This window comes from Rhizobium sp. KNZ14-9A (assembly GCF_056755015.1).
Window position 1 is genome coordinate 2,362,747 of the sequence record NZ_JBPGXB010000004.1, and the last position, 17,676, is coordinate 2,380,422.

16 protein-coding genes and 1 pseudogene are annotated in these 17,676 nt (G+C 58.8%); 4 read left to right on the plus strand and 13 right to left on the minus strand.

Annotation, left to right across the window (positions count from 1 at the left end):
* Positions 1–10: 10 nt before the first annotated feature.
* The 3 genes from ACR9ZQ_RS41320 to ACR9ZQ_RS41330 form a co-directional block, all read right to left on the minus strand.
* Positions 11–901 carry a carbohydrate ABC transporter permease gene (locus ACR9ZQ_RS41320; RefSeq protein ID WP_310380897.1) on the minus strand — a complete coding sequence of 297 codons (891 nt, stop codon included), beginning with the start codon at positions 899–901 and terminating at the stop codon, positions 11–13.
* Positions 898–1,857: a carbohydrate ABC transporter permease gene (locus ACR9ZQ_RS41325; RefSeq protein ID WP_310380900.1), complete on the minus strand. Its 960-nt coding sequence runs from the start codon at positions 1,855–1,857 to the stop codon at positions 898–900. Before ACR9ZQ_RS41325 ends, ACR9ZQ_RS41320 begins: the two co-directional genes overlap by 4 nt.
* A 73-nt stretch (positions 1,858–1,930) precedes the next feature.
* Positions 1,931–3,409, minus strand: a complete 1,479-nt coding sequence (locus ACR9ZQ_RS41330; protein ID WP_310380902.1) for an ABC transporter substrate-binding protein — start codon at positions 3,407–3,409, stop codon at positions 1,931–1,933.
* A 207-nt stretch (positions 3,410–3,616) separates the two neighbouring features.
* Between ACR9ZQ_RS41330 and ACR9ZQ_RS41335 the strand changes: the two genes are divergently transcribed.
* The 4 genes from ACR9ZQ_RS41335 to ACR9ZQ_RS41350 all read left to right on the plus strand — a co-directional run bounded on the left by ACR9ZQ_RS41335 (position 3,617) and on the right by ACR9ZQ_RS41350 (position 8,193).
* Positions 3,617–4,327: a GntR family transcriptional regulator gene (locus ACR9ZQ_RS41335; RefSeq protein ID WP_310380905.1), complete on the plus strand. Its 711-nt coding sequence runs from the start codon at positions 3,617–3,619 to the stop codon at positions 4,325–4,327.
* A 53-nt stretch (positions 4,328–4,380) separates the two neighbouring features.
* A complete protein-coding gene (locus ACR9ZQ_RS41340) occupies positions 4,381–5,547 on the plus strand; it encodes a mandelate racemase/muconate lactonizing enzyme family protein (RefSeq protein WP_481430882.1) in 1,167 nt (388 codons plus the stop codon).
* A gap of 67 nt (positions 5,548–5,614) precedes the next feature.
* Positions 5,615–6,976 carry a mandelate racemase/muconate lactonizing enzyme family protein gene (locus ACR9ZQ_RS41345; RefSeq protein ID WP_481430883.1) on the plus strand — a complete coding sequence of 454 codons (1,362 nt, stop codon included), beginning with the start codon at positions 5,615–5,617 and terminating at the stop codon, positions 6,974–6,976.
* Positions 6,977–6,993: 17 nt separating this feature from the next.
* Positions 6,994–8,193: a mandelate racemase/muconate lactonizing enzyme family protein gene (locus ACR9ZQ_RS41350; RefSeq protein ID WP_481430884.1), complete on the plus strand. Its 1,200-nt coding sequence runs from the start codon at positions 6,994–6,996 to the stop codon at positions 8,191–8,193.
* 16 nt (positions 8,194–8,209) lie between these two features.
* Here the strand turns inward: ACR9ZQ_RS41350 and ACR9ZQ_RS41355 are convergent.
* The 10 genes and pseudogenes from ACR9ZQ_RS41355 to ACR9ZQ_RS41400 form a co-directional block, all read right to left on the minus strand.
* Positions 8,210–8,368 (minus strand): annotated as a pseudogene (locus ACR9ZQ_RS41355) (Ku protein); the annotation flags it as partial.
* A gap of 178 nt (positions 8,369–8,546) precedes the next feature.
* Positions 8,547–9,485, minus strand: coding sequence for an acyltransferase domain-containing protein (locus ACR9ZQ_RS41360; protein ID WP_481430885.1), 939 nt, complete (start codon positions 9,483–9,485; stop codon positions 8,547–8,549).
* Positions 9,486–9,591: 106 nt separating this feature from the next.
* A complete protein-coding gene (mdcB, locus tag ACR9ZQ_RS41365; RefSeq protein ID WP_481431016.1) occupies positions 9,592–10,434 on the minus strand; it encodes a triphosphoribosyl-dephospho-CoA synthase MdcB in 843 nt (280 codons plus the stop codon).
* A 23-nt stretch (positions 10,435–10,457) separates the two neighbouring features.
* Complete coding sequence (gene mdcG, locus ACR9ZQ_RS41370; RefSeq protein WP_481430886.1) at positions 10,458–11,180, minus strand: malonate decarboxylase holo-[acyl-carrier-protein] synthase; 723 nt, start codon at positions 11,178–11,180, stop codon at positions 10,458–10,460.
* Positions 11,119–11,835: a biotin-independent malonate decarboxylase subunit gamma gene (locus ACR9ZQ_RS41375; RefSeq protein ID WP_481430887.1), complete on the minus strand. Its 717-nt coding sequence runs from the start codon at positions 11,833–11,835 to the stop codon at positions 11,119–11,121. The genes mdcG and ACR9ZQ_RS41375 overlap by 62 nt, the downstream gene beginning before the upstream one ends.
* A complete protein-coding gene (locus ACR9ZQ_RS41380; RefSeq protein WP_481430888.1) occupies positions 11,822–12,766 on the minus strand; it encodes a biotin-independent malonate decarboxylase subunit beta in 945 nt (314 codons plus the stop codon). The genes ACR9ZQ_RS41375 and ACR9ZQ_RS41380 overlap by 14 nt, the downstream gene beginning before the upstream one ends.
* Entirely contained in the window at positions 12,763–13,080 is a 318-nt protein-coding gene (gene mdcC / locus ACR9ZQ_RS41385; protein WP_310380931.1) for a malonate decarboxylase acyl carrier protein, read from the minus strand. Before mdcC ends, ACR9ZQ_RS41380 begins: the two co-directional genes overlap by 4 nt.
* Positions 13,081–13,092: 12 nt before the next feature.
* Positions 13,093–14,736 (minus strand): malonate decarboxylase subunit alpha, encoded by a 1,644-nt coding sequence (mdcA, locus tag ACR9ZQ_RS41390; RefSeq protein ID WP_481430889.1) that lies wholly within the window; start codon positions 14,734–14,736, stop codon positions 13,093–13,095.
* Between the two features lie 102 nt (positions 14,737–14,838).
* Positions 14,839–15,633, minus strand: coding sequence for an alpha/beta hydrolase (locus ACR9ZQ_RS41395; RefSeq protein WP_481430890.1), 795 nt, complete (start codon positions 15,631–15,633; stop codon positions 14,839–14,841).
* Between the two features lie 335 nt (positions 15,634–15,968).
* The gene (locus ACR9ZQ_RS41400; protein WP_481430891.1) at positions 15,969–16,400 is read right to left on the minus strand and encodes an organic hydroperoxide resistance protein; all 432 of its coding nucleotides are present in this window, start codon (positions 16,398–16,400) and stop codon (positions 15,969–15,971) included.
* Between the last annotated feature and the right edge of the window lie 1,276 nt (positions 16,401–17,676).

Genomic DNA, 17,676 nt, shown 5'->3' on the forward strand with positions numbered 1-17,676 from the left:
CGGCAACTCCCTAGTGCTTGACTGCGCCTTCCGTGAGAGCGCGTACGAAGTATCGCTGCAGGACAAGGAACAGGACCACGACGGGCACGCTCATCATGAAGCTCGCCGCCATCAGGCCCGGAAAGTCCGTTGTATTTTCCGAGAAGAAGCGCTGAATGCCGACCGGCAGTGTCAACTGCTCGTTCTTGGAGAGGAAGGTGTAGGCGTAGATGTACTCGTTCCACGCTCCGATGAAGGAATAGATCGCCGTGGCGATGATTCCTGGCGCCGAGAGCGGCATCACGATGAGGACAAAGGCCTGGAACCGCGTTGCGCCGTCGATGCGCGCAGCCTGCTCGAGTTGCACCGGGATGTTGTCGTAGAAGCCCTTGAGCAGCCAGATTGCCAGCGGCAGGCCGAATGTGAGGTAGGTGAGGATGAGCGACCCATGCGTGTTCACCAGCCCGATCGCGCGCATCAGGATGAAGAGCGGCACGAGAAAAATCACTGCCGGGAACATGTTGCGAAGCAGGACGGCGAAGAACAGAAAGTTCCGGCCCGGGAAGGTGAAGCGCGAAAACGCGTAGGCCGCAGGAACTGCCACGATCACCGAAAGGATGGTCGTGGCGGTGGAGACGAAAAGGCTGTTCCAGAAGAAGCGGAGGAAGTCCTGGCCGACGCTGTTTTGCGGATCGAGCAGCTTTTGGTAGCTGGCAAGGGTGGGTTGGTCCGGCCACCATTGCGGCGGGAATTGCATGGCCGCGAAGCCGGACTTGATCGAGGTGATCAGCATCCAGATCATCGGTAATGCGGTGTAAAGCAGCATGAACACGAGGAAGATGCGTCCGCCCCACCGCCATCCATCGATGCGGGTACGGCGACGCGCCTGGCTCCGACGAGCAGTCTCGGCAATCGCGCTCATTCGTTTCCATCCTTCCGTTCATTGCCGCTTAGCGCACGGACGTAGAAATAGCCGAGCGACATCAGGATCAGGAACAGCAGCACCGAATAGGCTGATGCCACGCCCCAGCGCTGGCGGCCGAAGGCCAGCTCATAAATATGGGTGATCCATATATGCGATGCGTTCGACGGACCACCGCCGGTCATGATCCAGGGGATGATGAAAGAATTGAAGTTGGCCACTGCCAAGAGAAGGATCGTCACCGTCGAGACGTTTCTCAAGTGCGGAAAGGTGACGTGCCAGAACCGTTGCCATGCATTGGCGCCGTCGACCTTTGCTGCGCGCAGCAACTGATCGGGAACCGTCTGCAGCCCAGCCATCATCATGATCATAGCAAACGGAAACTCTCGCCAGATATTGACGACGATCAGCGAGGGCAGCACCGTGCTGACGCTGTCGATGAAATTCGGCGGTCGGTCGGCCAACCCGAGGCCGACCAGCACCGCGCCAATGATCCCAAAGTCCGAATGGTAGATCCACTTCCAGATATAGGACGCGGCGACCGCGCTGATGACCCAGGGAATGATCAGGATGGCCCGCAGGATGCCGCGGCCGATAAAGTCGCGATGGAGCGCCAGGGCACAGGCAAATCCCAGCACAAATGAGACAAAAGTGGATGCCAGTGTCCAGATAAGAGTGTTCGAGGTGACCGTCCAGAACACCGGACTTGTGAGAATGGCGACGTAGTTGTCGAAGCCGACGAAAATCTTGTCCCGGAGCTGAAGGCCAGGTGGTGTATTAAAGAACGACAGCTCGATCGTGTAGTAGATAGGGTAGGCTATAACGATGAGCATCACGGCGATCGCAGGAAGCACATACGCGTAGTCAGCGCGATGCTCCCAAATCTTTCGCAGCACGCCGGACCTATCGGGGTGCAGTCTTCGGCGAACCTCGGCCTTGCCAGTCAAGATCGTCACTGTGCCCTGCCCTTATTCTTCGGAAGAAACCGGCTGCAATCGAGGCGCAGCCGGTCAGATCGGCAAGCCTGGACTAGAGTCCGCCGTCCGTCAGGTCTTTTACCTTCTTGGCTGCGTCGTCCGCTGCTTGGTCGACGGTCATGGCTCCGGTCAGGGCATTCTGCAGCATGTCCGGGACGATAATATTCATGATCTCGGGAGACTGTGGCAGCGCCGGGAAGGGGATTCCATATGGCAGCATCGAGGTCGTGACATCAAGGAACTTGATACTGTCCAGCCGTTCCTTCATCCATTTGGTCTTGAAGCCGTTAAGGTTTCCCGGGTTCGAGCCGGCATAGGCCATCTTCAGCGACCATTCGGGGCTCGTCCACATGCAGATGATAGCCTTTGCAGCCGGCTCGTCTACCTTGCCGCCCTCGACATATTCCGGCTTCAGGATGTGAATGTTGGAGCCGCCAAACACGACGGCACGCTTGCCGTCGGGGCCGGTCGGAATCAGGCCGTAGCGCATGTTGTCGATGACGGTCTGCGCCTTGTCCTTGTCGCTGCCCGTCGTCTTCTTCTGGAGGTCGAGCATGACGTTATAGTCGGACGGGTGCGAGATCATCATGCCTAGCTGGCCAGCCAGGAAGAGGGGCTGGTTGTCGGCCTGCTGGTTGGTGAGTGCCGAAACCGGAACCGACTTGTCGCGAACATACATATCGTAGGAGGCTTGCAATGCCGCCTTGCTCTGCGGGCTATTGAGCTCGACCTCTTTATAGGTTGGGTTGGCGGTAGCTTCATCGAAGACGCCGCCGCCATAAGCCCACAGCTGCGGCATGAAACGGTACGGCGTATTGCCCGCATTCTTGCGCGCCACGAGGCCGTAACCGGCAATGCCGAGCCTGTCGTGGATCTGCTTGGAATCTTTGACGACGTCGTCCCAGGTTGCCGGAGCCTTGTCCGGATCGAGGCCTGCACGCTTGAAGATGTCGGCGTTCCAGATGAACGCCATCGTCTCGTTGTTGGTTGGAATGCCGTAGGTCACCCCGTCCCAGGTTACAGCCTTCATTGCGCCGGGCCAGAAATCCTCGGTCGAATACCCTACATCCTCGGGTTTGAGCGGCTGCAAATAGCCCTTTGCGGCGAACTCGGTGCCACCAAGGATTTGCAGGCGGACCGCCATGGGCGCTGCATTGCCAAGGAGTGCGGTCCGGAACTTGTCCAGCAGGTCGTTATAGGTGAGGGCTTGTTCCTCGAGCTGGATGTTCGGATAGGTTTTGCGGAAGGTCTCGAAGAAGTCCTTGTAATACTGGCGCAGGAGGTCGGGGTCGCCCTCGAAGACGCCCTGATACCAGAAAGTCAGTCGCCCCTTATAGTCGAGCGGAGTGACCTTGGCGCAATCGCCGGCCGTGTCAAAATCTTGTGTGCCGGCGATGGAGCGAACGTATTCCGGCGACCACTTGCTCAGGTCGACCGGCGCACCCATCGCAGACACGGACATCAACGATACCATCAAAGCAGTCGAGACAGTGCCGCACAGGATGGCACGGCCGAGTGAAATCCTCGTCATAGGTAACCTCCCAGGTTTTCTCCCATGCCGCTCTGCATCGAGGCGAGCGGTCTTTGCTCTCCGGCCACGGGATTTCCCCTAATGTATCCCTTCGACCTGATCATACGTTTTCAGATCGTAGATTGCCTGTCAATCAGAGAAATCGTACATTGTTTGGAGAAGCTTCGCGTGATATCCGAACAATGTGTGTATTCATTGGGGACAATCTTGGCCGAAACGAGCGATTTTAAAGCACAGCCACCCGAAGGCATCGACGCTATCGGGGCCTCCAGTGAGGGCGCCTCGCTTTATCAACTGATCAGGGATGACATCATCGAAGGGCGGCTCGCTGCCAACGAGCGGCTTGTTGTCACCGATCTCGCCCGGCGCCACGGCACCTCGACCAACCCCGTGCGCGAGGCTCTGCAACTGTTGCGCGGGGAGGGCTTTGTCACCTTCGTCCCCAACCGCGGAGCGCGTGTCCGGCCCATAGATCAGGATTTCGTTAGGGACATCTATGAGATCGGGGTCTTGATCGAGCCGGCACTGACGAAATGGTTCGTGAATATGGCCACCGTCGAGGACATTGCTGAACTCGAACGCATCCAAGGCCTGATTGAAGAGAACAACTTCGCCGACCCGTTCAGACACAGCGAACTGGACACCGCCTTTCACACGGTAATGTACCAGAAGCACTACAACCGCCATGCCGCCGAGCTTTGGTGGAAGCATCGCGAAGTGCTTCGAGCTGTAAGTCGGCGTTTCGACTTCACGCTCGCCCGGCGTGCCGCAATCCTTAGCGAGCATCGCGAGCTCATCGCTCATGTAAAAGCGGGACATGCGAACGAGGCCGCCGAACTTATTGCACGCCATGTTGAGGGCTCCGGCCGGCACATCCTCGAGCACATGCGTGCGCGTAATGCCGCTCGAGCAGGATAGAATCCACAACCTGAATATCGTTATCCCGACCACTTCAGTTAAAGGCAGTTGAGATGAAAATCACCAGCGTTCGGCCGTGGTTAATCAGATCCGATGCTTCCTATTGGGGAGAGTTCCTGTTCGTCGAAGTGACGACTGACGACGGGGTGAGCGGCTGGGGAGAGATCACCACCACCACAAGGCTTGCCAATCGCGCCCTCTGCACGATCCTTCGCCAGCTCGGTGCCGCTTTGACAGGCGAGGACCCGGCGCGGATCGAGTATCTGTGGCACAAGATATTCCGTAGCTTCACTTATATGGGCAGTCGCGGTGCGGCAGTCGAATGCGTAAGCGCCATCGATATCGCCCTTTGGGACATCCGCGGCAAAGTTCTCGGCAAGCCGATTTACGAGCTGTTGGGCGGACCGGTACGCGATGAAATTTCGCTCTACACCCATCCCAACCAGGCCAAGTTTACCAGCAAAGAGGCTGTGGTCCGGGAAATTCGAGACATCGTCGAGTCCGGCCACACTGCGCTCAAGTTCGATCCTTTCCCCCACCAAGGCCGCACCGCCGATGGACAGCCTCGCGAGCAGCGGGACGGCTATCTCGATGGCAGCATGACCCGCAAGGATGAGCGCGAAGCCGCCGAACTGACGGCTCTGATCCGCCAGACGGCGGGCGCTGATGTCGACATCCTCATCGATGCGCATGGCCGGTTCGACGTTCCCACCGCCATTCGCCTTTGTCGGAGCCTCGAGGAAGCTGGTCAGATCGACTGGTTCGAGGAGCCCTGTCCACCAGAGAGCCTCAACGCTCTCAGACAGGTCCGTGAGAAGGTCAGCGCCGCGATCTCGTGGGGCGAGCGTGGCCACACGAAGTGGGATTTCGTGCCGGTGCTCGAAAGCAGGCTCGCCGACTACATCATGCCTGATGTCACTTGGACGGGCGGCATTACCGAACTCAAGAAGATTTCCGCGCTCTGCGAAGCCTACTACATCCCGGTCTCGCCGCATGACGCTGCAGGGCCGATCAACGTGGTTGCGGGAGCGCAGGTGATGATGACCGTTCCCAATTTCTACAAACTTGAAACCTCAGAGTGGAACCTGGGCAAATACGATCACCTCATCGACAGACCACTCGATGTTTCGAACGGCAGCCTCAAGCTTACGCCCAAGCCTGGTCTCGGCGTCGAAATGAACCGCGACTACCTTCAAAATCACGAGATAGAGCTCGACTAGCTAGCAACGCTCTACGCCGCCTCAGCGTGCGCGACGACGAGCCCCCCGACCAGAACGAGGATAGATCATGCCAGAGGCACATGGAGCCGACGAGGCGCTCAATCGGGTGAACACGCATTCCAAGCCCTCCGACCTTCGCATCACCGACATGCGGGTCGCCGAAATTGTCGGCGCGCCGTTCACCTCAGTGCTGCTTAAGATTTACACCAACCAGGGCATCGTCGGGCTTGGCGAGGTGCGCGACGGCGCCAGCGCCACCTACGCACTGATGCTGAAGAGCCGGTTGCTTGGCGAGAACCCTTGCGACATCGACCGCCTGTTTCGCCGCATCAAGCAGTTCGGCGGGCACGGCCGGCAAGGCGGCGGCGTATCGGCGGTTGAAATCGCGTTGTGGGATCTTGCCGGCAAGGCCTATGGCGTCCCTATCTACCAGATGCTCGGTGGCCGGTTTCGCGAGAAAGTGCGCGTCTATTGCGATACCGACGCTACCGTGCCGAGCGGGACCGAAACGGGTAAGCGCCTGAAGCAGCGCATGGAGCTCGGCTTCACCTTCCTCAAGATGGATTTGGGATTGATGCAGATCGCGGATGTGCCCGGTGCGGTCGTATTTCCTGCCGGCTCACTTGAAGGATACCGCGACGGTCCCAGTCGCGGGCCGCTGAAGACCATTGAAGAGCGGCGTCTCCGCAACGCTGCGTACGATTTGCATAACGTCCCGCACCCGTTTACCGGCCTGCACTTTTCCGACAAGGGCCTCGACCTGCTTGAGCAATACATCGCCGAGGTTCGTGAAGTTATCGGCATGGATGTGCCGCTTGCGATCGACCATATCGGCCATATCTCTATGCAGAACGGCATTCGCCTTGCCAGGCGCATTGAAAAATACGTGCCAGCCTGGCTCGAGGATGTGATCCCCTGGCAATATACCGAACAATACCGACAACTGCAGGACGCCACCACGATACCGATCTGCACTGGCGAGGATATATATCTCAAGGAGGGTTTCGAGCCTCTGCTCAACAGCGGTGGCGTCTCCGTTATCCACCCGGACCTGCTCACCAGTGGGGGCATCCTCGAGACCAAGAAGATCGGCGATATGGCGCAGGACCGTGGTGTCGCCATGGCTATCCACATGGCAGAAAGTCCAATCGCTGCAATGGCCGCCGTACATGTCGCGACCGCGACCGAAAATTTCATGGCGCTCGAATACCATTCCGCCGATGTCGACTGGTGGGACGATATCGTCACGGGCCTTCCCAAGCCGCTGGTCAAGAACGGCTTCATCACTGTTTCGGATAAGCCGGGCCTTGGGATTGACGATGTCGTCGACGAGGTGATCGCGCAGCATCTGCAGCCGGGCGTCACCGGCATTTGGCAGCCTACCGATCGCTGGGACGATGAGTATTCCTGGGATCGCACCTGGAGCTAAGGCGAAAAGGGACGAAGATGAAGATCACCGATCTGCGCTGCGCCGTTATCGGCAAACACCCGATTGTCCGCATCGTAACCGACGAGGGCCTTTATGGTTTGGGTGAAGTCGAGTTCACCAAGTCCTACCTCAAGCCCTTTGTGCTGCACTTCCGCGAGGCGCTGATCGGCGAAGACCCGACCGATGTCGAGAGAGTCATGCTGAAGATCCGCCAACGCGGCTCTTTCAAGCCGTACGGCGCGGCGGTGAGCGCTATTGAGCATGCGCTGTGGGATATTGCTGGCAAGGCCGCGGGCATGCCCGTCTATAAACTGCTCGGCGGCAAGGTGCGGGACAAGGTGCGCGTATACAACGGCTCTGTCCGCCAGAAACGCACGGGCGACCGACCGGAGGATTACGCCGCTGATGTCAAATGGATGATGGAGCAGCCGCAGAACTTCTTCATGGTCAAGCAAGGAATCTCGTTCCACTCGAACATGAAGGACACCATCGAGGACTTCCACTACGGCGTGACGCAGAAGAAGGCCGGTTATCACGGTGCCATGGATCAGGGCGTGATCAGCGAGCGCGGTTTCAATCACATGCTCGACTGCGTGATCGCGATGAAGGAAGTGCTGGGCGACAAAGTCAGCCTGGCGCTCGACTGCGGCCCGGGCTGGATGCTGCCCGATGCGATCAAGTTCGCTCGCGCAGTCGAGAAGTACAATTTGATGTGGCTCGAGGACATGCTGACTGGCGACTACGTGCCGTGGGTCAATCCGCAGGCCTATCGGGAACTGACAACCTCCACCTCGACGCCAATCCACACTGGTGAGCAGATCTACCTGCGGCACAATTTCAAGGAGCTGATCGAGACGCAGGCGGTGCGCGTCATCGGCCCAGATCCGGCTGATATTGGCGGCATTGCCGAGCTTAAATGGGTCGCCGAGCACGCCTACATGCACTCGATCCTGATGGCACCGCACGGCACCGCTAACGGTCTGCTAGGCCTCGGCGCGTTGATCAATGTCTGCGCCACATTGCCTGCAAATTACATCGCGTTCGAATATCCGAGCGCCTCCGACCCCTGGTGGGAGGATCTGGTAATCGGCTTGCCGCCGCAGATCGTGAAGGACAGCATGGTGGACCTGCTGGAAGCGCCGGGGCTCGGCCTCGATATCGACGCTGAAGGGGCCAGGAGATATCTCAGGGAAGAGGATGCGGGCTTTTTCGACTGAACCTCCGTCCACCTGCCGTGCCCATCTTGTCTGGCGCCAGGTAACAGGGCTTGTCGAAATAAGTGGTATCGATCTGTAAACGGAGAATGAAGGCCTCGATCTTCAAGGTCTTGTCGCCATCGGGTACGGCGGCGACCTCTTCCGGCGCCAGTGCGATATACTGGCCATTCTCGATAGCCCTCTTCTATGTCATCACCTGCGGCTGGATGATGTGGAACTGGCTGGCGTCAGGACTGGCAAGTAGCGCGATGTATGCTTGTTCGACGGCTCGCCCTTCGCCTCGGGCAACAAAGGGACTTTGGCGTGGATTTGCTATGCCCACGCTCTGAATCGACCGACCTGGAGCGGCTGTCCTATCGTGATGTCCACCTGGAAATCCATGCCCGCGCTCCGTCCAGCGTCTTGAAATCGTCGAGCGATCGGCTCGGAATGTCCGGGTAACTCGTGGCAGCCATTTCACTTAACGCGCGTCCCGGTCCAAGTTCCAGGAATGCCGTTGCACCGTTTTCGACGCAGCCCTGCAAGTTGTCCGCCCATCTGACCGTGTGCGAAATCTGCGCCGCCAGCTTGTCCAGCCCCTGATCCAGTCGGGACACGCTGGCTCCATCGATCCCGCTCAGAAGTCTAGCTCCAGCAATAGGTGGAAACGCCTTGGATGGACCTTCGAGGGCGCTACGAAACTGCGCGGATACCTCGGAAAGGAGCGGGGTATGAGACGCGACCTCCACGGGGAGACGAACGATGCGCGTGGCGTGTGCTTCACTAGCGTTCCGCGTGATCGCCGCCAGGAAGGCCTGCCCCCCTCCGACGACGAAAGCATCATCTGGATTAATTATCGCTATGGCTCCGTGGTGCTCTTCACAGAGGCGACGTATCGTCTCGTAGGCGAGACCTCTTATAAAGACCAGCCCATCACCTGCCGCGCTAGCCCCAGACATCATCTCGGCGCGTCGTGCAGCAAGCGTCAAGGTATCAATGTGACGGAAGACGCCAGCTGCGCCCCACGATGCAATCTCTCCGACGCTGTAACCGGCGAAAACCGAACGCTGCGGAATGCTCGTCTTCAGCGCGGTTATCGCAGCGAGCGACTGAAGGGTGCAGAGGATTTGAGCGGTCCGGTTTTCGAAGACCCCATTCTCGGCCTCTTGCCTTACGATGATGCGTGGATCGACATGGTCCAGCAGCATCGTCGCACTGGCGAACAAGTGGCTGGCCATCGCGCAATCCCCGGTCAGGGTGAACATGTTCGGGTTCTGATTCCCCTGACCGGAACACAAGATGGCGAGTGTCATGACTGCACCTATATGGCAATGGGCAGGGTGATCACGCTGAACACCGTTAGTGACATCATGAAGAAAATTGGTGTCAGCGCGAGTAGGATGGTTCCGGGCATCGACTTCAGGGGCCCTCTATCTCATCGACGAACAGCGTCATTGCAAGAAGGTCCGCTGCTCCGCCTGCGCTGAGTGTTCTGGTGATGAACTCTTCGTGGATCGATTGTGCGCGTCGTTGCCAGCGACCGGCGCTGATTCCGCCTGTCGCCAGAAAATGACGTGCAGCCCGCTGGGCAAAGCGAAGGCCCTCCTCGCCGCCCCTGTGCAGAAGGTTGGTGTCATCCAGCTCTGCGATCAGCGCAAAGCAGGTTTCGACCCTCTGCGCCTCCAGATCGTCGGGCGATTTGAGCCGCGCAGCCTGTAGTGCGGGAATTCCGATCTTGTAGACACTCGGAAATCCCCTGGCGGCCTCCGCTCGCGCGCCGCCCGCTCCGTAGCGAAGTTGCGCCTGTGCACCGTGACTATCGGCAAGCCTTGGACCTGCAAGAATGCTTTGGCCCCAAAGCTCGTGGACGACCGAGCCAAGCGGCGATCGGGGGCTGACAACGCCGTTGGCCCTCGCGCCCGCGGCAGCACATAGCAGACCCATGCCGAAGATTGCTCCTCGATGAGTATTAATGCCGTTCGTCGCCGACAGCATCGCCGTTTCGGCTGCGAGTCCGATGGACCTGAGATGCGTCATTTGACAGCCACTTGCGCCGGCGACCACAAGAGACCGGAGATACGGCTCGATTGCGGAAGCACTGTCGCGAAACGTCCCGGCGTCCATGTCACTGTGGCTGCCTGAATCCACATGGCTGACCAAACCCGGCTTCGGCCACGTCTCCACCTCCAGAAGGAGGCTTTTCTTCGCTAGAGAAGCGATGCCCGCCGCATCGACAGTCAAGCGCGCGGAAGCTTCGAACATGGAGACAGGAAGGGAGAGGGCATTCATGAGAGAAAATCTCCGGCGAGGAACCGTCTTCGGTCGAGTAGTGCGATGCCCTGCATGGACTTCACCATGACGTCGGCCGGCCTGAACAGGAATTCGCGCCAGTTGGCGGCAAGGCCGTCGTCACGGATAAACTCGCCGTCGATGCGGCTGGGCGATACATCCTCGATCCTGGAAATCTCCGAGGAGAGCAGGTCTATGTCGGCCGGGGAACGGACATGCAGCAGCAGGTCGATGTCCGACGAGCTTGTAAGATACGCAAGACCGGTCAGCGCCTGCCAAGCGAGGCTGCCGAATACTTGCAGTTCGATACCGCGATGCGCCGCGAAGAATTCCAGTTCGTCGAAGGTCCGTTGCCATAACATGGGGGCTTGGCCGCGGGCACAGGCGAGCGCCGTCGGTTCGTGGATCGCGAGGATGTCATCGGCCTCCACCACGAACGGAATGCGTCGCTTTTCCAGTGATGGTGGCAGCGGCAGGCCAAGGGCGATGCCGTGCGTCTCGTGCACCATGGGCCGGCGCGCCACGAGCGGCCATTCTCTGTCCACCCAGGACCGGATCAGAGGATCGGCGCGATCTGATCCGAGCTGCCTTTCGAGCACGGAATTCCATCTCGCCGGGTCGAGATAAACCAGGTCGTGGCGCTTCAGCGGGCGAAGCTTAGGAAGCGCGTGCGATCGCATAGACGCGCTCCGCGATTTCCGCCGCTTTGGTACGGCCATGCCTTTCGAAGCCGAGAAGGTCGCGCTTGTCGACTGCGTCAGGGAGATCGGCCAGAAGCGCGCTCAGTTGGCTTGCCAGCGATTCCCGCTCGTTCCATACGAAATGGACTGCACCCGTCTTCGAGAGATTGTCCAATCCGGGAGCGAAGATGGCAGTCGTCTTAGCCTTTTCCTGCAGAATCTCGATGGATAGCTTTGTCACCTTTGACATGGACGCGAGGTCCATCACAGCAGGCTCCGCGCCAGGAAGCGCGACGAGAACCCGGGTCGCAAGCGCGGTCGCGAGAAACGCCCCGGCCGCCGTGTGGCCGTAGAGGATGCCGATCGTCAGACGGCCATGAAGATCAGCGAAGATCAGGCATTTGGCGAGATGAGCCAGGAACTCGTTGAGCCCGAGCAACTCGTCGCGTTTGCTCATCATTTGGCTATCGCTGTCGACGATCACCAGGATCGGCCCCGTTCCCGAATGGTCGTCGAGGATGTGACGGGAAAGCAGGGAGGCCTGATCGACACCAACTGCTGCCCGATCCGAAACGCCTACGACAAGTGCCTGCTGTCCGTCCGAAAGCAGAGCCGAACCGTACAGCAGACCATGGTCGGTTTTGATGCTGTGACCGTCCGGGAAAAGTGACGCCAGGATATCAGCGAGCTGCATGGTTCGGCCTCCGTACTTTTTGAGCGGCGGCCGTGAACCGCGCATAGGTCATCTCGGGAATGGAAGCGGCGTCGGTGATACCTATGGACCGCCAGATGTCGATCGCATCGGCGGATTTGCCAAACTGTTCAATCCGCCATTCGAGCCGCCTCTGCTCGTCCTGCAATGTCTGGAGAGTGAGCGGCCGAGTGTCGGCCAACAGGCTGAGGGCGGTCTCCCGGAAACCTGCGATCGTGTCATCGACGAAGGCGTCGGCCCCACCGATCAGACGGCGATGCTTGCCTCCCATGGTGCGCCAGACGAGTGCCCGGTCTTTAGAATCGAATTCCTCAACGCCGCGATTTGTCTCGATCACTTCGGGTCCCGAGACGGAAATGCGGCCCTGCTCGGAGACTGCGAGAGCCGAGCAGCATCCGGCAATCAGGCCCCCGCCGCCGTAGCACCCGGCTCTTCCGCCAATGAGGCCTATGACTGTGACACCGGCGATCCTCGCCTCTATGACGGCACGCATGATTTCGGCAATCGCCAGTTCGCCGGCGTTGGCTTCCTGGAGACGCACACCACCCGTATCAAACAGGATGATGACTGGTACCGAACGCATATCGCGGGCCGCCCGAAGAAGGCCAGTGAGTTTCGCGCCGTGAACCTCGCCGAAAGCCCCGCCCATGAAACGGCCTTCCTGCGCTGCGATGAAAACGGGTATGCTCTTGATCAGCCCACGTCCAACAATCATCCCGTCATCGAATTGCTCGGGAAGATCGAAGGACTTGAGATTTGGGCTCATCTCGCGTTCTGCCGGGCCGAGAAACTCGTTGAAGCTATCGTCGTCTAGGAGAAGCGATACACGGGCGCGAGCCGAGGACTCATACCAGCTGGCTTGTCTGGCGTCGGTGCCGGCGGCTTGGGTGGCAGCGTTTGTTGGAACGTTCATTTCTCTGTTTTCTCCATCAGGCGCAAAGCCTGTGCCAGGCGAAGCGACACGGTGTCGGGTCGCGCGCCGCCATCGTTGATCGAGAACCGCAGGCCGCCCGTTTGGAAGCGCTCGACGAAATCTTCGACGACCGCCTGCCAGACGGGATCGAACCCTCGAACTGTGGTTCGAATCTCGACAACGCACTGCTTTTCAGGAACGATGCGCTCTACGAGGACTTCCAAATTTCCTGACGCAACGACCCCTGTAATCGCTTGCTTCGTGTTGCCCGCGGCCTTGTCGGCCACGGCATGTGTGAATGTGAGGTTTTCCATGGACTGCTCCCATCACCAGTTGCGAAACTTCGAGGGCGGAACGTAGAGGCCGCCCGACCAGCGAACGATGTCCTTGATGGACCGTGCTGCCAGCAGATTGCGGTCCGCCTGAAGCGGATCGATTCCAAGGTCTTCCGGTCTGAGAATGACGCCGCGGCCCCTGAGCTGGTTGACCATCGCCTTGTCGCGGGCGCGGCCCACGTCTGTGTAGCCGGCAACCCCGCGGATAGCCTGTTCGCGCTCCTGCGGGTTGCGGCACAGCAGCAGGTTCGCGATGCCTTCTTCCGTCACGATGTGAGTGACGTCGTCCCCGTAGATCATGATGGGCGCGAGATCGAGCTTGAGCTTTTCGGCCAGGGCAAGCGCGTCCAGCTTCTCGACGAACAAGGGGACGTTCTTTTCTCCGAACGTCTCGCCAATCTGGACGACGAGTTTCCGGCCGCGGCGCAGGGCCGGCAATCCCGTGGGGTCCGCTTCACTTCCTGCCTGCAGCCAGGGATCGCTCGGATGCCGCCGACCGCGAGCATCCGATCCCATGTTGGGAGCACCACCGAATCCCGCTATCCTTGAGGTCGTCACCGTTGAAGAGTTTCCAGCCAAGTCGATCTGGAGCGTCGAGCCAACGAACATGTCGCAAGCGTAAAGGCCCGCCACCTGACTGAAGGCGCGGTTCGAGCGAAGCGACCCGTCAGGCCCAGTGAAGTAAACATCGGATCGGGCCCTGATGTAGTCTTCCATCCCGACCTCGGAGCCAAACGAGTGTATCTGCTCCACCCACCCGGATTCGATTGCGGGAATAAGTGCGGGGTGCGGGTTGAGGGCAAAATGGCTTGCGATCTTGCCTTTCAGCCCCAGAGCTTCGCCGAACGTCGGCAAAAGAAGCTCGATGGCAGCCGTATTAAACCCGATGCCGTGGTTCAGGCGCTTGACGCCGTAGGGCGCGTAGATGCCCTTGATGGCAAGCATTGCTGTCAGGATCTGGGTTTCGGTGATGGCCGCCGGATCGCGGGTAAAAAGGGGCTCGACGAAGAAGGGCTTGTCGGCTTTAACCACGAAGTGCACGCGGTCTCCGGGGATGTCCACGCGAGGGACCTTGGCGACGATTTCATTGACCTGGGCAATGACGATACCGTCCTTGAAAGCAGTTGCTTCGACGACAGTCGGCGTGTCTTCGGTATTCGGACCCGTATAGAGATTGCCTTCGCGATCAGCGCTAACCGCCGCAATAAGAGCCACGTTGGGCGTCAGATCGATAAAATAGCGGGCAAACAGTTCGAGGTAGGTGTGCACCGCGCCGAGTTGAATTTTTCCGCCGAACAGCATTTCCGCAATGCGGGCCGACTGCGGACCGGAGTAGGCATAGTCGAGTTTGGTGGCGACGCCGCGCTCAAAGAGGTCGAGATGCTCGGGAAGTACCACGCCCGACTGTACGATATGCAGGTCGCTTATGTTTTCCGTATTTACTGCCAGGAGGGCCGAGCTGAGCAAGTCGGCCTGCTTCTGGTTGTCGCCTTCCAGGCAAACGCGATCGCCTTTACGGATGACGGCTTCAAGCAGGCGAGTGGCATCCTGGGCGTCGACGATTTTTCCCGCTGACAGTTTGCGGCCCGCTTCGATGCGTTGATCCCTGGCGTCACGGTTCTTGTGCCACTGCATGCGAAACTCCTGCATTTGGAAGGTAGACCATGCGATCCGTCGGTGTGGACCGAATTGCGGGATGAAGGGCTGCCGCCTGGCGGCAGCCTTTTTGGCCGGCTGTTATTTGTCGCTCGCCATGGCCTCAGTTTCAACTTTTCGCGCCGCTTCGGTGATGACGGCCGCCACTTCCTTCGGATGGGACTCGTAGACCGAGTGGCTCGCACCCTTGATCTCGACCGTGTGGCTATTGGCGCGCTTGTAGTACCAACGCTCAAGGTCCGGATTGATGATCTGATCGTTGCCGGCAACGACAGCCCAGCTTGGCTTGGTTTTCCACGCGGCCGCGGTCAGTGGTTGGGTGAACACTTCGGCAGATGCCAGGACCTGCGAACGTGCTCCGAACAGAGCTTGTTTGCGGGGAAGGTCAGGAGCGAACAGTTTCGGAAACTCGTCGGGGTCGAGATAGGTGTAGCCATCCGGGGTTTTCTTGACCGCGCCCGGCGTCTTGGCGAGCACGCTGGGCGTCTTCTTGCCTAGCGATCCTTCGTCTTCCCCGACATCCGGCGCATGGGCGGCGACATAGACCAGACCTACGACAGACGGATGGACACCCGCTTCAGTGATGATGGAGCCTCCATAACTGTGGCCAACGAGCAGTGTAGGGCCGTCCTGCATGTCGAGGACGCGCTTCGTCGCCGCCACGTCATCGGTGAAAGAACTTTCGGGTTCCTGGACCATCGAAACGTGGAACCCTTCCTTCGTCAGGATTTCGAAGATCGGCTTCCAGCCGGAACCGTCTACCCACGCACCATGCACGAGAACGATGTTCTTGACAGGTTCTGCGGCTGCGGGATTGGCCAAGGTCGCGAGCGGAAGGAGTGTGGCAAGAGCCATGCATGCGCTAGTGTATCTCATGATCACGGTTCCTCTGTTGCTGCTGGTTAAAGGCTGTCGCCGATTAATTTCTGAATCGAGTCTAACGTTGCAAAATCAGAAGTTTGCTCCGGGCACGCTGTTTCGATCGCCGCCGAGTGACCGGGCGTTCGGCACGTTTCGTCTGAGGCTATGGGTTTGCCGTCCTCATAACGCTTTGCGCTGACGATGTCGGGCGATGAGTGCTAGGTTAGGCCAGACCGGATTGGAGTGAAACCAAATTAAAGTGTAGGTACCCCCACACTCCGTGGTAGGTAGTAGTGATGATCGTCAGGTCTCTTTCTGACGGGGGCCGCTTGTTCCCATCGGATATTCGATTACGAGACCCTAGAGTGGGCCAGCTTCCTAACCTCAACATTTCCGCGAATGGCATTCGAGTATGGGCATATCGCGTCAGCCCGCGCGACAAGCTCGTCGATCAGGCCCGGTTCAATCCCTGCAATCGTGATGTGCAGGGTAACAGCCAGCACGAACGTGTCGCTCTCGGTCTTGCCAAGCTCAACTTCACCAACTACCTCGATGTCACCGTCGGGAATGTGATGACGGCTTTCCCGTGCTGCCCGGAAAAGGGCGTTTTCGAAGCACGCGGCATAGCCTCCCGCGAAAAGTTGTTCAGGATTGGTCGCGCCTCCTTTGCCGCCCAAAGCTTGCGGCATAGCCAGCTGTAAGTCGAGAATGCCGTCGTCGCTCCTAATCTTGCCATGACGTCCACCGAAGGCAGTTACCTTGGCTGTGTAGATCGCTTCCATATACTTACTCCTTTGAGTTCGTTTTTTTGTGAGTGAGGGGCAGGCTCACGCGGAATACGGCGCGCCGCCCGACGCATTGGCTCCGGCCGATCTTTTCAGTCATGGGCTTCGACGATAGACCTGCAAATGGCGAGGCCCATGCCGATTCCGTGCTGTTTTGTCAGTTTGAAAAGGTTTGAAAAACACCTCTCCCTAGCCGGAGATTCCGGCCCGTTGACGACATCGGGCAACTTCACACGAGTTCAATCCCTGTGTCATTGGTATAGCGCGAGAAGCATTCCGATCAGCTGGGCTCCCGCCCAAGAAACGGCAACGAACGCGACAATCGCGATAGGGAGAACTGTCGAGAGCGCAATCAACGGGTGCAATTGACGCGAACTGTGCATGCCCGTGTTCACGCCTAAGGGGCCGGGTTCGGGGCCGGAAGGGAACGCCATTGGCACCGCTAGAGTGTTTTGGCAATTCGAATTCGCGACGGTCAGAACGCGCGAGTGGGACGACGAGGTCTCGCCCCGACCGCGATGGTACAAGGATAATTGGGTGTGTGACATCGGGGTTTCCTCAAGATGCCGATGAGCGTCGGTTCACAATCGAGGATCGCGCAGTTGGAGACTTTGGAGAATCAGGACTAGGTCTATTTGACCGATACCTAAGTTTAGATTCTGGTCGAGCGAATTACAGCGAACCGTGACTATAATCAGGGCGTAAAGACTCAGCGCTCTGAGTTGGCATGCAGTTGGTTGAGGATCGTAGGGATCCAGATCGTGTCCCTTCAAGAGCAGAGGCGTAACTGATGCACAGCCGAGTAATAGCTGGAAAAAGTGGGAATCTGTGGGGTAAATCGGAGAGATCAAGCAGGCGCGGGGGCGCCTCTCCCTTGCCTAGCCTCGTGGAGGGTTCAGCCTTGGTAGAGAATTCGCGTGAGCTGCCGCTTCCCCGGGGTAAGGGAAATCATCCCCGAGCTGATGGTCGCCCTCAAAGACTTTGAAGGCGGGGCCATCGACCTCAACAATCTTGTAACCGTTGACATAATCGATTTTCGGCGTTTTCCAACCCACTATGAGCTCTCCTACTGAAGGTCGAGTATTTCTCTGCTCGGGAAGATATGATCGACAGGCCATACCCGGTGATCTGTCGGATCACATGTTTGGTTGCACAGTATCTAGGTAGTATTTCCGCCTTTGCCGCCATCATCGGAAGGCCCCTCATCTAGAAATATCGGCTTCATGGAAGGCGATGGAACTGACGAAGCAACTGACCGAAGGATTGGTGAGGG

Excerpts from the sequence above, each read along its gene's own strand:
- ACR9ZQ_RS41320 (WP_310380897.1), bottom strand. The coding sequence starts at position 901 with ATGAGCGCGATTGCCGAGACTGCTCGTCGGAGCCAGGCGCGTCGCCGT.
- ACR9ZQ_RS41330 (WP_310380902.1), bottom strand. The coding sequence starts at position 3,409 with ATGACGAGGATTTCACTCGGCCGTGCCATCCTGTGCGGCACTGTCTCG.
- ACR9ZQ_RS41340 (WP_481430882.1), top strand. The coding sequence starts at position 4,381 with ATGAAAATCACCAGCGTTCGGCCGTGGTTAATCAGATCCGATGCTTCC.
- ACR9ZQ_RS41345 (WP_481430883.1), top strand. The coding sequence starts at position 5,615 with ATGCCAGAGGCACATGGAGCCGACGAGGCGCTCAATCGGGTGAACACG.
- ACR9ZQ_RS41350 (WP_481430884.1), top strand. The coding sequence starts at position 6,994 with ATGAAGATCACCGATCTGCGCTGCGCCGTTATCGGCAAACACCCGATT.
- ACR9ZQ_RS41360 (WP_481430885.1), bottom strand. The coding sequence starts at position 9,485 with ATGACACTCGCCATCTTGTGTTCCGGTCAGGGGAATCAGAACCCGAAC.
- mdcB (WP_481431016.1), bottom strand. The coding sequence starts at position 10,434 with ATGTTCGAAGCTTCCGCGCGCTTGACTGTCGATGCGGCGGGCATCGCT.
- mdcG (WP_481430886.1), bottom strand. The coding sequence starts at position 11,180 with ATGGCCGTACCAAAGCGGCGGAAATCGCGGAGCGCGTCTATGCGATCG.
- ACR9ZQ_RS41375 (WP_481430887.1), bottom strand. The coding sequence starts at position 11,835 with ATGCAGCTCGCTGATATCCTGGCGTCACTTTTCCCGGACGGTCACAGC.
- ACR9ZQ_RS41380 (WP_481430888.1), bottom strand. The coding sequence starts at position 12,766 with ATGAACGTTCCAACAAACGCTGCCACCCAAGCCGCCGGCACCGACGCC.
- mdcC (WP_310380931.1), bottom strand. The coding sequence starts at position 13,080 with ATGGAAAACCTCACATTCACACATGCCGTGGCCGACAAGGCCGCGGGC.
- mdcA (WP_481430889.1), bottom strand. The coding sequence starts at position 14,736 with ATGCAGTGGCACAAGAACCGTGACGCCAGGGATCAACGCATCGAAGCG.
- ACR9ZQ_RS41395 (WP_481430890.1), bottom strand. The coding sequence starts at position 15,633 with ATGAGATACACTAGCGCATGCATGGCTCTTGCCACACTCCTTCCGCTC.
- ACR9ZQ_RS41400 (WP_481430891.1), bottom strand. The coding sequence starts at position 16,400 with ATGGAAGCGATCTACACAGCCAAGGTAACTGCCTTCGGTGGACGTCAT.